Here is a 15,420-nt window from a genome sequence, read left to right as displayed (position 1 = left end):
CCGGGATGGCAAACCGCCCGGTGAATTCGCTCAAATTCGGGGAACGCTAACGCCCTCATCAGGCCAGGCCAATCCCGAGCCAAGCCTGCCCATACGGGCAGGAAGGTGTAGAGACTGTACGGGCGACACCATGGCAGGCATAAGCCTGTGGTGAAGAGACAGTCCAGACCACGAACGGCCCTGGTACGGGTTCCGGCGGCGAAAGCCGAAGTGGCATGAATCCTGGGGTCGAGGGTTCGAATCCCCCCGCGGACACCACGCAGCACCGATAACAACCGTACTGCCGATGGAATGACAGCAGGGAAAACCCCATGACCCAGAGAGACCTCGAGGCCCTGCGGACTTTCCAGGAATGGTTTGTCTCTCTTGCCGGCCCGGGCCTGATGCGTGTTCCCCTTCATCAGCCCACCTGCCAGAGAGACGGAATGGTCGCCATTACCCTGTACCGGCGCAATGGCTATCAGGCTGAACTGGGCTACATTCCACAAGGCAGGCGATACGCCATCTCCTTCCCTGAGGGGCAATATGCCCTCCTGTCCTTTCTTGGTGGATCGTTTGACTGTGATCCCTCCACCGTACCGGGTTTCCCAGACCCGGCTGGCCGGGCCTACCTGCCAGACAGGTTTCTGGAGCAGACAGGGCCTGATACCCACGCCCCGCAGATGGAACAGGTACACCCATGCCTGTCACTATCCACAGACATACGCACCATTGCCCTGACCAACGGTGCGCCCAGCCGGGTCGTGTTTTCATCACCCGAGGGAGATGGCGTTGTCCTTCTCTTCAGTTTTTACAAAGAAGGAGAGATGGCCAGCACTATCCGGCAACTGCACATGATCGCGGAAAAAGGACCCTGATTCTTCTGGCATTTCGTAACATGATGATTTATAATTGGTTAAAATTACCCGCCGCCAACAGACGCTGAGGGGCACTATCCGCCATGGCCACCTACTCCTATAACTCCAGCTACGACAATCTGAAAGCCATCGGAACCAACCAGGTTACTGGAAAAAGGAACTGGACCTTTATCCTGGGCGGCAACACGACCAGCACCACACAGGCACAGAGCAAACTCAACAATATTTACGTAGCCGGGACCGGTGGTCTTGGAAACAACATCTCGAACTCCCTCGCCTATGTCTATCAGAATACCCTGAACAACGGTATCGCCGTAAATGGCGGCTCTCTGGCTGCCGTCGGAAAAGTCGGTATCCTCTCGGGCGCCACAGCCCTTTCCGGAGCGTCCATCGAAGCTGTGGGGCAGGGAACCGTTCTGAATGGCATTGTCGGCTCGTCAGGGGCCGTCTTCGCAGGGGCTGTCACTCTCGCCCGCACCGACCCGAATGCGCCTTACGTCAACGGACCCGGCACGGCCATCAATCCCAGCGTCGGCTCTGGTGGATATGCGCTCGTAGGCGGTGGGGCCGCCGACTTCATCGTCAAAGGCTTCCAGGTCAACGGATCGGGTGGCCTCATGGTTGGCGGGACATTCAATCCTGGCAGCCTCTACGGAATTGGTAATGGGGGAACGGGAACCGGAGGCACCATCTTCGGCAGTCAGTCCGTTTTCTCCAACGGGCTCTCACAAAACCAGATCTTTGTCGGTAACAATGCTTTGCAGACAGTTGTCAGCAATGGTCTTTCCTCCAAAGCGACCATCATAGGCGGGACGCTTCTCAATTCCGGTGGAACCACATCCGGTGCCACGATCAGCAGTGGCGGGCAGATACGCATCACCGGCGGAACCTACGTCACCTGGCTGAATGCAGGCTATCAGAGCGTGACTGGCAGTTACGGGCTGGGGACCTCCTATGACGACACCATCACCTCCGGTGGCACGGAGGTGGTCGGCAGTGACGGAACCGTGTACCGCTCCGTCCTTTCCTCCGGGGCGGTCGGGACCATCCTCGGTGGAGGGACCTCCCTCTCTGCCAACATCGCCGGGGGAACGGAGACTGTCAGTTCCGGTGGTATCCTCAGCACAGGAACTGTCAGCAATAACGGTTCCATTTTTGTCTCTTCAGGGGGCTATGCCTCCAGCGTGGACATCAGCCAGGGTTATGCTGAGGTCACATCCGGAGGCATCGGCTCCGAATTCTCTGCCAGCAATGGCGGCACCATCCAGATTGATGGTGGCGCTTCAGTCAGCCATCCTGTCGTAAATAGCGGTGGTACCCTGACCATTGCCTCTGGTGCCGTCATTTCCAACGGGGCAACCATCAATGCCAGCCCCGATACCAGCATCGTTTTCCCTTCCGGGGCGACAGCGGACTATGTCGTGACCAACAATGGCACGACCCTCATCACTCCCGGGGCCACAATCCTCAACAATGTCGTGTACGCCACCGGTAGTGGTACAACCCTCCTCTCAGGCTCCGGTGCCACCATCGGGACGGCCCTTGCCGGGTTCAACCCCAACAGCAGCCTGGCCAGCCGCGGGACCATCGCTGTCAGCAACGGAGGGGTTCTCTCTGCTGCCACGGTCCAGCTGGGTGGGGCTGTCATTCTCGGCTCTGGCGGGACAGTTGGTGGTACTCTCAGCCTCCTCGGGGGGACGGGCTCGTTCCTCTCCGGCGGCAAGATGGATACCACCACGCCGTTGCAGGTTTCAGGCATCAGCACTTCCGTGCCCATGGGGACATGGGTTGGAGCACCGCTCAACACAGTAACATTTGGTGCCGCCCTTTATGTCGACTCCGGCTACAATTTCACGGAGATTGACGTTGGCAGCAAAGCCACAGCCACCATCAACGGAGGTACTGTCGGTACCTTCACGATCGGCAGCGGTGGGACCGACACCATTACAGGCGGGGCATCTGTCACGTCTCTTGCGGCTACAAGCGGGCTGAGCACCATCTCCGGCGGAACTGTCGACAGTTTCACGGCCACAGGAGGGACCAACAATCTCGCCGCCGGGGCCTCCATCAATACGTTCAACGTCACAGGCGGTGTCAACAGCATTGGTTCTGGCGTGCTGGTCAACACGCTCAGCGCTGGCCCGGGGGCATCCCTCGCCCTCGCCAGTGGGGCGTCCGTCTCCAATGTCACGCTCAATGGCGTCAATCTCACCGTCCCTCAGGGCGGAGCAGGGATCACGCTTCTTTCTGCCCTCAATGGGGCTACGAGCATCATCAGTTCCGGCGCCCGGATCGACAGCGTCTTCCTCTCATCCGGTAAGGCAACTGTCACCTCCGGGGCCTTCATCAGCCGCCTGACCATCATGAGTGGCGCCTCTGGCGTTCTGAACTCGGGAGCTTCCGTCCAGCATGTCGAGGTAGCCAATGGCGGCTGGGTCAGCGGGGCCCGCATCGCCAACAACAGTGAACTGGCTGTTTCCTCCGGCGGGACAGCCCTCCAGACACTTGTCACCTTCGATGCCGGTACGGGGCAGCATTCTGGTGCCTCCTACACCATGGTCCAATCCGGCGGGACCCTCTCCGGGGCCTCCATTATCGGCGCCTCCGGGGCCATCAACAAAAACAATCTGGGGGGACTGCTGACTGTGGCCTCCGGGGCGGTGCTTCTCAACACGTCCATGGGCTATAACGCCCGCATCAAGGTTGATGGGCTGAAATACAGCAATTCCGGGAATGTGACCGTCAGGAATGGTACCCTGACAGTTACAGAAAATGGGCAGACCTGGGCGGTCGGTCTCCAGGGCAATTATGACGCCACCGGATTCGTTCTGAATGACGATGGACAGGGCAACACCATCATCGCCTATCAGAAGTGCTTCCTGGCAGGCAGCATGATCCGCACCCCCAAAGGCGAAAAAGCCGTGGAGCGCCTGCGCAAGGGCGAACAGATCAATGTCTTTGTGGATGGCCGGGAAGAGATCCGTGACATTACGGCTGTCATCCAGCGTCGTGCCCGTGTCAACACATCCAGACCTGAAGACATGGCTGGCTGGTCTGTTCTCATCGCCAAGGATGCCTTTGGTGAGGGGCTGCCCAACAAGGACCTTTCCGTCACGCCGGAGCACTGCTTCTACTTTGAGGGCCGCTTTGTCCCTGCCCGTATGCTCGTCAACGGCACGTCCATCCGGTATGATCACAGTCAGGTTGAATACGATTATTACCACGTGCAGACGGAACCGCACTCTGTCATCTGGGCCAATGGTGTCCTGACGGAAAGCTGGCTGGATACGGATGAAGAAGATCTGTACAAGCCAGAAGACGATTCCTCGGAAGATACCCTGAAGCTGGCAGAGCGTCATCAGCTCAACTGGGACGACCACGCCGCTGCGCCGCTGGATGTCTCCCAGACTTTCGTAAAGCCGCTGCATGACAGATTTGCCGCACGGGCCGTTGAACTCGGCATTGCCGAAGCCGGGACGTCGCACGGTGCGCCGCATGACGGCATGACAGCCGATCCTGCTCCCTATATCCGTCTGCCAGACGGGCGGACCATCCGGCCTCAGCGGCATGAAGCCGGGCGCTACCTCTTTGCCCTCCCGGCACATGCCCGCCAGGTCACGCTGGGCTCCCGGACATTCCGGCCCTCTGAGAGTATCGGCCCACACGTGGATGACCGACGTGAGCTCGGTATTCTGGTCGGACAGGTCTCCCTCTGGGTTGGCGAGAAGGAGCACATCATCACCCGCCATCTGACAGAAAAGAACCTGAAAGGCTGGGATGTCATTGAAGCCGGTCCCCATCGCTGGACGCAGGGTGAAGCAGAACTTCTCCTGCATGATGCCCCCGCTGCCAGTGTTGGCCAGAACATGCTCAGCATTGAAGTACAGGCTGGCGGCCCCTACCGGCAGGTCTGACCACACCCCGGGGAAGCAGGATGGTTTCCCCGGGCTCCAAAACGTCATAGGCTGTTTCATCGCTTTCCAACGCAGGACTGATGGCAGCCCATGACAACAGGCCTTTTCCTGACAATCATAGAAGCCATCCTGCCCATACTGGTCACGCTCGGGCTGGGGTATCTGGCAGCATGGCGGCGGGATTTTGATTCCCATCAGGCGGGTGTCCTCATCCGCCTGGTCATGCTTTATGCCCTGCCGCTGGCCCTCTTGGCCTCCATTCTCAGCACTCCACGGGAGCGGGTCCTCTCTGCGGGCCCGCTGGCTGGGCTGATCCTTGTTGCCATGCTGGGCGTGTATGTCGTCCTCTTTGCCATCCTGCGCTGGGGGCTGGGACGCCGACAGGGAGAAGCAGCCCTGATCACCATGACCGTGACAGGCCCTTCTGTTCCCTTCATCGGGATTCCTGTTCTTGGGCAGCTCTTTGGCCCAACCAGCGCCGTTCCCATTTCCGTCGCTTCGCTCATCATGAATCTCTGCCAGATTCCGCTGACACTGATCCTGATGAATCACGACCAGCAGCGCCAACAACGGCAGCAACAGGATGCCGAAACAAACCCCACATGGCAGACCACGCTACGAGAGCTGGGGGGCCATCTGCTCCATTCCTGCCGGGAACCCGTCGTCTGGGCGCCGATGCTGGCCTTCCTGATGGTTCTGGCCAATATTCACCTGCCCCTCCCCCTCAAAAGTTCACTCCAGCTGCTGGGACACGCCACGGGCGGCACGGCGCTGTTTGCCTCCGGGGTTGTCCTCTGCGCCCGGCAGGTCCGCTTCAGCCTGCCTGTAGGATTCATGGTGCTGGGCCGAAATGTCCTTATCCCTCTTGGTGTCTGCATGCTGGCTTTTGTCTGGCACCTTCCCTCTCTGACCTTGCAGGAAGGTGTCCTCGCCATGGCCATGCCCAGCGCTGCCATGAATGTCATTCTCGCCATGCGCTATCACATGATGGAGCGTGAAATCGCCTCGGTCCTTTTTTTCGGTACGATCAGCTCCATATTGACTCTGGCATTCTTCATATGGCTGACAAACGCATGACAGATTCATCCTCCTTTCCTTCATTTCTTTTTGTCTGCACCGGCAATATCTGCCGTTCTCCTCTGGCAGAGCTGGCCATGCGCCGGGAGGCGGAACAGCGCGGCCTGATGGTCGACATTGATTCCGCTGGCACGGGAAACTGGCATGAAGGCGACCGGCCTGACCCCCGTGCCCGTGCCACGGCACGGCGCCATGGTCTGGATGGCAACCAGCTCCGGGCCCGCCAGGTCAGGACCGTGGATTTTGACCGCTTCGACCATATCATCGCACTGGACCGGTCCCACCTTGCTGCCCTGAAAAAGCTTCAGCCTGCTGGTAGCAAGGCCCATGTCAGCCTTCTGCTGGACCATGTTTCCGGCCGGCGGGGGGATGATGTGGTCGACCCCTATTACGGTCCTGAAGAAGGCTTTGAAACTACGTGGCGGGATGTTGAAGCGGGCTGCAAGGCTCTGGCTGCCCGCTTTCTGGACAGACCTTCCACCTGCTAGGCAGCGGTCAGGTTGGACCTGATCCCCGCCTGCTCCCCACCTCTTGAAAGTGCGCATCATGACGGCAACACCAAAGACACAGCAGCATCTTCTCCTGCTGGAACCGCTCCCGGAACCCACACTGGCAACGCTGGGGGAACATTTCGTCATCCATCACTTCAGCACCATGGATGAGCTAGAAAAAATCGCACCGGAAATCCGGGCCATTGCCACGGGCGGGTCCTATGGTGTGGCACCGGAGGTCATGGCCGCCCTCCCCCATCTGGAGATCATCGCCGTCAATGGCGTCGGGCTGGACAGGATTGACCTTGCAGAAGCCAGGAGGCGGCATATCCGGGTTACCGTCACCACGGACATTTCCACCAATGACGTGGCCGACATGGCCATGCTCCTCCTGCTGGCCCTGAAGCGGAATCTCAGAAGCAATGAGCAGTTCCTGCTGAATGGCAGCTGGGCGGCTGGGAAACTGCCCCCTCTGGCTCATTCTCTCAATGGTCGGAAACTGGGAATCGCCGGTTTCGGTCGCATCGGTCAGGCCGTAGCCCGGCGGGCACAGGCCAGCAACATGGAGGTCGCCTACTTCAACCCCCACCCCCGTGAAGGCAGCCCTCTGACTTTTGAACCCAGCCTTGAAAAACTGGCCGCATGGGCGGATGTGCTCGTCATCACCCTTCCTGCCACTGCTGCCACAAAACATATCGTCAATGCCGACATACTGGCAGCACTTGGCAAGGATGGTGTGTTGATCAACACAGCCCGGGGCAGCGTGATTGATGAAGAAGCCCTGCTGGCCGCCCTGAAGGACAGGACGATCGCCGGGGCGGGGCTGGATGTCTTCCAGAATGAACCGACCATCAATCCGGCTTTTTCCACGCTGGACAATGTCGTGCTCCAGCCCCATCAGGCCTCCGCCACCATCGAAACACGGCTGGCCATGGGGCAGAACATCATCGACAACCTGCTGGCTCACTTCAGCGGGAAACCCCTGCTTACACCAGCCTGCTAACCCCTACGAAACATTACAGCCCGGGCCCCGTCAGACAGGTACCCGGGCTGCAAAATTCACCCTGCTGGAGCAGGCAGGCTCAGAACCATTCCTTGCGGTTCTGTACATAGATCCGATAAAAATCTTCATCAGATTTTGTCAGGTAAATCACTCCCTCGATGAAGGCGATCAACCCGATGATGACGGGAGGGAGCACCAGAATACACCCCAGAACCGACACCAGCAGCATGATCATACCTGCCCGGGTGTATCCCAGATAAAATTTGTGGATGCCCAGCCCACCCAGAAAGAGGGCCAGAATCCCGGCAGCCGTTTTGGACTTGCCACCCACCTCTTCAAAGAGATTTCCTGCTGGCGTCTGGCCAGACCCGGGCACGATGAAAATGGACAGGGCCTCATCACCCTGCACATCAAAATCGACAACTGCACCATTCTTCAGGAAGGCACCTTCAGAGCCGAAGCTGGCCCCCTTGAAAGAGTAACGTTTTTCATCGTTCCCGCTAATGATGCCCTCACCATTGCGTATATCGTAGTTCAGGATCGTCCCGCGCATCTCATGTCTCCATCTTTACTGATTGGCCAAAACATTAAAATGAATTCGATCAGACATAAAGGAACATTTCTGTCAGAATTCCTCCCCAGACAGAAAATTGCTCCACTGGTATTTAAAAAGTAATGATTTATTCAGCAAACTGTTCCGCAATGATCCGTTCGGACAGGCTGTGATCAGGATCGAAAAGAAGCGTCACCTTCTTTTCATCGTCCAGCCTGACGATGACCTCACTCACGTCACGGATCTCCTCAGGCCCGGCCACAGCCGAAGCGGGACGTTTGTCCGTGTCATAAAGCGTAAAACGGACTGTCACGCCTGCAGGCAGAAGAGCCCCCCGCCAGTGCCGGGGCTGGAACGGAGAAATGGGCGTGAGAGACAGCAGCTCCGCCCCCAGGGGAATGATGGGCCCATGGGCCGACCGGTTATACGCTGTTGAACCAGCCGGCGTAGCCAGAATGATGCCATCACAGATCAGACGGGACATCCGCACCCGGCCATCAATCTCAATGCCTATATGAACCGTCTGACGGGTCTCCCGATACAGAAACACGTCATTGAAACCAACACCTTCATGCAGCTCGCCAGACTTTGTCCGGGCCCACATGTGCAGGGGAGCAATCTCCGTATGCTGGGCATAAGCCAGCCGCTGGGGCAGGTGATCCTCCGCCGGGCTGTTCATGAGGAAACCGATTGTCCCATAATTCATGCCAAAGACAGGAATATCACTGCCACAGATATGCAGCAGCGTCTCCAGCATGAAGCCATCCCCCCCCAGACACACCAGCACCTCGGCCTGGTCCAGCGGGACATTGCCATAACGCTCAGTAAAACGCTCCAAGGCTTCCTGTGCAGCCTCGGTGGAAGCAGCAACAAAGGCAATGTTCATGGAACGGCTCAGGGAGACCCGCCACCCTGATGCTCGATCACATCATAGGCAGCTGAACCGGGGTAGGCCCCTTTGCGGACATCCAGGACCGAAGGACAGACCAGCCTGTCCTTGTCGTACAGGGCCAGTACCCAGATTTTCCGCCCATCGAGGCTGACCAGCCCGTGCACCTTCACCTCATTGGCCAGACGCACGAACGGCAACAGGGATTCCGGCATGACAACATCCCGCCCATCAGCGAACAGGACCCCATCACCCGTAATGCGACTGACCGTACCGGTGAAGACCGGAACGGGCTTCACGTCATACTGGCAGTCGGCTGCCTGAGCCACCACAGGAAGCCCGCCCAGCAGGCTCCCCATCAGGACGAAAAGAGCAGAAAATCGGGTGATCATCATGGAACCTCAATGTCTGAAGTGGCGCATCCCCGTGAAGACCATGGCAATCCCGGCAGCATCGGCTGCGTCAATCACTTCCTGGTCCCGGATGGACCCGCCGGGCTGGATGACAGCCGTGGCCCCTGCGGCAACCACACTCTCCAGCCCGTCCGCAAAGGGGAAGAACGCATCGGAAGCAGCAACGGACCCTTTTGTCAGAGCCTCGGACTCCCCGGCTGCATGCGCGGCATCCTCACTCTTGCGGGCGGCGATCCGGGCACTGTCCACACGGGACATCTGCCCGGCACCGATGCCCACCGTAGCCTGATTCTTCACATAGATCACGGCGTTGGATTTCACATGTTTGGCAACACGGAAGGAGAAGAGAAGATCCGCCATTTCCTGCGCTGTCGGCTTGCGTTTGGTCACGACCTTCAGCATGTCCTCCGTGACATGCCCGTTATCCCGGCTCTGGGCAAGGAACCCGCCAGAAACGGACCGGAAGGACAGGCCCGGAGCCTGTGCATCCGGCACACCACCGGTCAGCAGCAGGCGCAGGTTCTTCTTCTTCGCCAGAATGGTTTTCGCCCCCTCATCAGCATCAGGAGCCACGATCACCTCGGTAAAGATCGCACTGATCTGCTCCGCCGTAGCCTCATCCAGCGTGCGGTTCAGGGCCACGATTCCACCAAAGGCTGAAACCGGATCGCAGCGCAGCGCAGCCTTCCATGCCTCAACCAGCGTGGCGGCAGAAGCCACACCACACGGATTGGCATGTTTGACGATCACCACCGTCGGCTCGTCAAACTCGGCCACAGCCTCGAAGGCAGCATCCGTGTCATTCAGGTTGTTGTAGCTCAGAGCCTTGCCCTGAATCTGCTTTGCCGTGGCCAGACCGGGCCGAGCACTGCCATCCCGATAGAAGGCCGCTGCCTGATGGGGATTCTCACCATAGCGCAGCAGCTCGTCACGCTGGCCGGAGAGTGTCAGGACCGGCGGCAGGGCGACCTTGCCCTCTTCATCACCCTGGCGGGTAAACCAGGCGGAGATCATGCCATCATAGGCTGCCGTATGGGTGTAGGCCGCAGCGGCCCAGCCCCGGCGTTCGGCCAGCGTCGTGCCGCCCTGCTCCAGAGCCGCCAGAAAGCCCGCATACTGGGCCGGGCTTGTCAGGATGGCCACGGAGGCAAAATTCTTGGCGGCAGCCCGCACCATGGCCGGACCACCAATATCGATATTCTCCACGCACTGCTCTGCATCCGCACCGGATGCCACCGTGGCCGCAAAAGGATACAGATTAACGCAGACCAGATCGATCGGCGCAATGCCATGTTCCTGCATCTGCGCCTTATGCTCTTCCTTGTCCCGCCGCCCAAGGATACCGCCATGAATCCACGGTACCAGCGTCTTGACCCGGCCATCCAGAATCTCGGGGAAGCCCGTATGCTCGGAGACTTCCTTTACCGGCAGGCCAGCCTCACGCAGCGTGCGGGCCGATCCACCCGTGGAGAGGATTTCAACATTCCGGGCCACGAGGGCACGGGCCAGATCAACCAGCCCTGTCTTGTCGGAAACGGACAGAAGGGCACGACGGGGAGAAAAGCGTGTATCAGTCATGCTTGTGGCATATCCCTCACCTTCCGGCTGTGCAAGACAGATTCACATCACGACCTCGCAAAAAAGCCACGTTTCTGTCTCCCCAGCCCTACCGGACCGATCTTTCCCCGCTCCTTCCTCCAGCCTCTGCCGTCATGCGCTGCTCGGTGGCAGCCAGCACGGGCTGCCAGCCCCCACCCAGTGCCCGATAAAGACTGACAGCGGCCAGTGTCGTCTCCATCCGCAGATCCGCCAACGTCACCTGACTGGAGAGCAACATGGACTCCGCCCGGTCCACTTCCAGAAAAGGTACGGCCCCATCCTCATATTGCAGGCGGGCAGCCCGGTAAGCCTTCCGGTTCTGCGCCACAAGTTCCGTGACATGCTGATAGCGGAGCTGAATCTGGGCCAGCCTCGTGATGGCATCATCCACATCCCGCCACGCATTCAGGACCGTCTGCCGATACGCCAGAGCAGCTTCCTGCTGCTCGGCCTTCTTCAGGGACAGCGTGCCCCGCAGGCGCCCCCCCTCAAAGATCGGCACGTTCACGGTCGGGCCAAGCGTGAAATACTTGGCCGCAGGCATGAAGAAGTCCCCGGCCGAAAGGCTCTGCGTCCCCAGATTGCCCGCCAGATTGATATCCGGATAGAAGGCCGCCTTCGCTGCCCCGACCTCCGCCGTGGCCGCATGGAGGCGGGCATCCGCCACCATGATGTCCGGCCTGCGCTGCGCCAGACTGGAGGGCACATCCACCCCGACAGAAACGGGCACATCCAGCTGGGGCTGGACCGGCAGAAGGTCCTCCTCCAGCGCACGGGGCGGAAGGTCCAGCATGACCCCCATCGTGTTGATCAGGGCGGCCTGCATGTCCCGCAGGGGCGGCAGGGCACTGTCTGTCTGCTCCACCTGCCCACGGGCCTGCGCCACTTCCAGATCATTGGCCGCCCCCTCCTTCTGGCGGGCCAGCACGAGGGCCAGATCATGCCGCACGAGGGCCTGATGCCGTTCTGTCAGGCCTATCTGGGCCTGAACCGCCCGCAGGCGCAGATAGGCCTCCACGAAATCGGCCAGACGGGCCAGCGCAATGCCACGGGCATAGGCCTGCTGCTCGTCCACACGGGCCTTTCCCGCTTCCACAAGGCGACGGATGCGGCCAAACACATCCATGTCCCACGAGGCCGAGCCGATATTGGCATACTGCTCATATTGCAGGTTGGAGCCCGGAGCTGGCTGGGCGAGCGTCAGGAAGCCCTTCCGGCTCTGCTGTGTCCATGTATAGGACCCGGCCCAGTTCAGGCTGGGAACACCTTCCGCCGCCACGACCTTCAGCTGCCCCCGGGCCTGAAGCACACGGGTGGCGGCCTGCCGGATATCCAGATTCTCCCGGGAGAGCCGCTCCACAAGCCGGTTCAGGACCGGGTCATGCCATTGCTGCCACCAGCTGACATCCACCGTGGCCGGACTGGTGAAACCACGGCTCCGCCTCTCCCGCACATCCGCCGCCTTCTGCCAGGCCGCAGGCTGATCGTTCTCCTTCGGAGTATGATAGTCCGGCCCCATCCGCACACATCCACCCAGAGAGACCAGCCCCAGCATGGCCCATCTGGCCACTTTTCCCCGACCGCAGACAGACAGACCCTTCATGCTCATTTGTCCGTCACCGCCCGGTCCGTCCGGGTCTGCGCCCTGACCACGGAACTCAGCCCCGTATCCACGGTCGTCTCGACAGAGAAACCCATCCGCAGCAGGCGGGCCAGAGGCTGCCCCGGCACCAGCGTGATCTTGACGGGCAGACGCTGGACGATCTTGGTGAAGTTGCCGGTCGCATTCTCCGGGGCCAGAGGCGCAAAGGCCGCACCGGAGGCCGGAGGCACGCTGTCCACAACACCATCAAGGTCGATGTCGTACGCATCCACATGGATGTGGGCCTTCTGGCCGGGACGCATGTGCTGGAGGGCCAGCTCCCGATAGTTCGCCTCGATCCAGAGCTGGTCCATCGGCACGACCACCATCAGGGCTGCGCCATCAGGCACATAGTTGCCGCTCTGCACCGTGCGCTCCCCGACCATGCCATCAAAGGGCGCACGGATGGCCGTATAGGACAGGTTCAGCTCGGCCTGATGCACCCGTGCCCGGTCCACGTCCACCTGACGGCGGCTGGAATCCTGCCGGGCCTCCAGCACACGGAGCTGCGCCTCGGCGGCATCCCTCTGGGCCTCCGCTGCCTGAAGGGACGCCGTCAGATCATCCAGACTGGCCCGGGTCCGCTCACCCTCTTCCCGGCTGCCCGCACCATTGAGGGCCAGATGGGCATAGCGGCTGGCATTCTGCCGTGCGAACAGGAGCTGGGCGGAAAGCTGGGCCACCCGTGCCTTTGCCTCGGCAATGATGGCGGGCTGGCGGGCCACGCTGGCAGCGGCATCCATCACGAGGGCACGGTCATGGGCTTCCACCGCCCGGGCCTGATCTAGGGCCGTCTGATAGTCCCGTGGGTCCAGCTGCACCAGAATGTCCCCGGCATGGACGGTCTGGTTGTCATCCACCGGGACGGACACGACCTGCCCCGGCACACGGGGAGCAATGACGCTGTAATGGGCCGTCACGTAGGCATCATTCGTCCAGACATGCGCTGCGGGCACAAAAACAATGACCAGCACGCTGATGATGAAGGCAAGGATGATCCCCCCGGCCAGCAGGAACGGCCAGCGTCGCCGTCTTTCCCGTGCCAGAGCAGCCCCGTCACTCGGAACCGTTCTGGTGACACTGGCCTGCGGGCGGGCATCTCCGGCCTGTTTGTCTGATTTCTGCGTCATCCCCATCTCCCCCGCCTTGTCATGCCCATCATCCCGTGTCTCTGCTCTTCCCTCATGCCCTGATTGTCTCCTTGTGATGAGCTGCCGGATGGTCAGGGGATTTCCTTGCTCCACGGGGAGCGAACACGACCCATGGCGGATAGGTCCGCACGGGGACAAGCAGGATGAAAACCATCAATACCCCCAGCAGGGCGGCCAGAACGCAGAACAGGTCCGACAGGGTCAGAACGGCTGTCTGATGATGGAACTGCTCCTTGAGGTACCCCATGCTTCCCCGATAGCGGGGCCGTCCGTCCGGCAGGAGCGGTGTCGGACTCTGGATGAGCGGGCTGCTGCCCTGCACCAGCGCATAACGATACTGCCCCAGATGATCCGCCAGCCTGTCCGAATGAAGCCCGCCCCGCCAGCGGCCCACAAGCTCCATCAGCCATGTACCACCAACCATCATGAAGGCCCGTGGCATGTTCACCAGAGCCACGGCAAAGGGCGATTCTTCCGCCACCACAGCATTGGTGGACATCAGCAGAAGGGAGGACAGCACCATCACACCGCCAATCCCCTGAAGAAACTGCCAGAGATAGAATTCCGGCCTCTGCCACACGGAAGTGACCAGTGAATCTCCACAACAGGCGATGAACATGCAGACCATGCCGAAGAAGCCGACAATCCGGCAATCCACATCCCGCCGATTGAGCAGGTAACCCACCAGCGGGGCTATGGCGATCTCCACGGCGGCGACTTCCAGCGTCACGAGATAGCTCTGCTCGGGCCGGTACCCCACAACCTTCGTCAGGAACTGCAAGGGCACGGCGGAGGCCGAAAGGGACACCACCACGAACAGGCTGATCCCCCCGACCCCGTAAATGTAATTGTTCCGGCTGAGCAGCTGAAAACGGAAAAACGGCAGAGGATGCTTCCATTCATTCCAGATCAGCAGTGGCACAGCTGCCAGCCCGATGGCGCCCAGCACACAGACCAGCGGTGAATTGAACCAGTCCAGCCAGTCCCCAAGGGAGAGGACGGTCGTCAGACACCAGGCCGCCACGGCAAAGAACAGAAGGCCATACCCGTTGAAAATCTGGAGCCGATGATGCTGTGGCTCCATGACGGGCATCCCGTACCAGATGAGCAGCCCTGCCAATGCTCCCAGCGGAATGGCCTGAAGGAAGATCCACTGCCAGCTGAGCAGGTCCGTCCATAATCCGGCAAGCATTGTCCCAAGATAGGGGAAACAGGTGGAAACCAGCGTGTAGGCCACCAGGCCATAGGCCCGGAGGTTGAAGGGCAGTATCTTGAGAATGGAAAACATGAGCAGCGGGATGGCGAAACCACCGGCCAGCCCCTGCACACTCCGCAGGATGTAAAGCAGGAGCGGCGTCTGGCAGAACGCCGTGGGCACGATGCTGCACACCGCCAGTCCCAGCACGAAAAAGGCCCACCGCCGCAGGCTGAAAGTAATGGCCATCCACGGCGAAAGTCCGGCCCCGATGACCTGTGCTGACGTATAGAGACTGACAAACCAGCGGGACGGATCATGGCTCAGCCCCATCCCGCCCATGATGTCATTGAGACCCTGCGCCGAGACCTGTTCGTTCAGTGTCGTCATGATGGCCGTCAGCAGCACACCGGACAGGCCGATGATTGACGTCATATGAGCACGAACAGCCTGCAACAATCCCTCCTGACTGACTGGTCAGAGTTGTATCAGGAAACGGGATACATTTTAACTGAAAGATCACTTTTTCATGATTATCCGACCAGTCTGTTACCTGAATACAACAGGCACCCCGTCCACACTCTTTCCTGTAGCGAGATACAAAAATGGCGGGGTACAGCCATGCCGTACAGCCCG

The 15,420-nt window shown here is 60.2% G+C and carries 12 protein-coding genes; 5 read left to right on the top strand and 7 right to left on the bottom strand.

What is annotated here, in order from left to right:
* Window positions 1-311 precede the first annotated feature (311 nt).
* The 5 genes from DTJ15_RS06565 to DTJ15_RS06545 all read left to right on the top strand — a co-directional run bounded on the left by DTJ15_RS06565 (window position 312) and on the right by DTJ15_RS06545 (window position 7,342).
* Window positions 312-857 carry a hypothetical protein gene (locus DTJ15_RS06565; protein ID WP_103765224.1) on the top strand — a complete coding sequence of 182 codons (546 nt, stop codon included), beginning with the start codon at window positions 312-314 and terminating at the stop codon, window positions 855-857.
* An 83-nt stretch (window positions 858-940) separates the two neighbouring features.
* Window positions 941-4,771 carry a Hint domain-containing protein gene (locus DTJ15_RS06560; RefSeq protein ID WP_249109689.1) on the top strand — a complete coding sequence of 1,277 codons (3,831 nt, stop codon included), beginning with the start codon at window positions 941-943 and terminating at the stop codon, window positions 4,769-4,771.
* A gap of 90 nt (window positions 4,772-4,861) precedes the next feature.
* Complete coding sequence (locus tag DTJ15_RS06555; RefSeq protein ID WP_249109688.1) at window positions 4,862-5,848, top strand: AEC family transporter; 987 nt, start codon at window positions 4,862-4,864, stop codon at window positions 5,846-5,848.
* Complete coding sequence (locus DTJ15_RS06550) at window positions 5,845-6,336, top strand: low molecular weight protein-tyrosine-phosphatase (protein ID WP_043558581.1); 492 nt, start codon at window positions 5,845-5,847, stop codon at window positions 6,334-6,336. Before DTJ15_RS06555 ends, DTJ15_RS06550 begins: the two co-directional genes overlap by 4 nt.
* 58 nt (window positions 6,337-6,394) lie before the next feature.
* Complete coding sequence (locus tag DTJ15_RS06545; RefSeq protein ID WP_249109687.1) at window positions 6,395-7,342, top strand: 2-hydroxyacid dehydrogenase; 948 nt, start codon at window positions 6,395-6,397, stop codon at window positions 7,340-7,342.
* A 79-nt stretch (window positions 7,343-7,421) separates the two neighbouring features.
* On the opposite strand, the gene DTJ15_RS06540 is transcribed toward DTJ15_RS06545, so the two are convergent.
* From DTJ15_RS06540 to DTJ15_RS06510, 7 genes are all read right to left on the bottom strand, one after another.
* Entirely contained in the window at window positions 7,422-7,895 is a 474-nt protein-coding gene (locus DTJ15_RS06540) for a TM2 domain-containing protein (RefSeq protein ID WP_249109686.1), read from the bottom strand.
* A 127-nt stretch (window positions 7,896-8,022) separates the two neighbouring features.
* Window positions 8,023-8,781, bottom strand: a complete 759-nt coding sequence (locus tag DTJ15_RS06535) for an NAD kinase (protein ID WP_043558284.1) — start codon at window positions 8,779-8,781, stop codon at window positions 8,023-8,025.
* 8 nt (window positions 8,782-8,789) lie between these two features.
* Window positions 8,790-9,179 (bottom strand): hypothetical protein, encoded by a 390-nt coding sequence (locus DTJ15_RS06530; protein WP_081562697.1) that lies wholly within the window; start codon window positions 9,177-9,179, stop codon window positions 8,790-8,792.
* Window positions 9,180-9,185: 6 nt separating this feature from the next.
* On the bottom strand, window positions 9,186-10,775 hold the full coding sequence (gene purH / locus DTJ15_RS06525) for a bifunctional phosphoribosylaminoimidazolecarboxamide formyltransferase/IMP cyclohydrolase (protein WP_249109685.1): 1,590 nt from the start codon (window positions 10,773-10,775) through the stop codon (window positions 9,186-9,188).
* An 88-nt stretch (window positions 10,776-10,863) separates the two neighbouring features.
* Window positions 10,864-12,399, bottom strand: a complete 1,536-nt coding sequence (locus DTJ15_RS06520; RefSeq protein WP_227449677.1) for an efflux transporter outer membrane subunit — start codon at window positions 12,397-12,399, stop codon at window positions 10,864-10,866.
* A 2-nt stretch (window positions 12,400-12,401) separates the two neighbouring features.
* The gene (locus tag DTJ15_RS06515) at window positions 12,402-13,568 is read right to left on the bottom strand and encodes an HlyD family secretion protein (protein WP_081562703.1); all 1,167 of its coding nucleotides are present in this window, start codon (window positions 13,566-13,568) and stop codon (window positions 12,402-12,404) included.
* Window positions 13,569-13,620: 52 nt separating this feature from the next.
* The gene (locus tag DTJ15_RS06510; RefSeq protein ID WP_081562705.1) at window positions 13,621-15,219 is read right to left on the bottom strand and encodes an MFS transporter; all 1,599 of its coding nucleotides are present in this window, start codon (window positions 15,217-15,219) and stop codon (window positions 13,621-13,623) included.
* Window positions 15,220-15,420: the final 201 nt, after the last annotated feature.

It is taken from the genome of Parasaccharibacter sp. TMW 2.1891, assembly GCF_023337675.1.
Taxonomy (GTDB): Bacteria; Pseudomonadota; Alphaproteobacteria; order Acetobacterales; family Acetobacteraceae; genus Bombella; species Bombella apis.
Note: the sequence above shows the minus strand (reverse complement) of the source record. Positions and strands in the feature narration are given on the sequence as shown.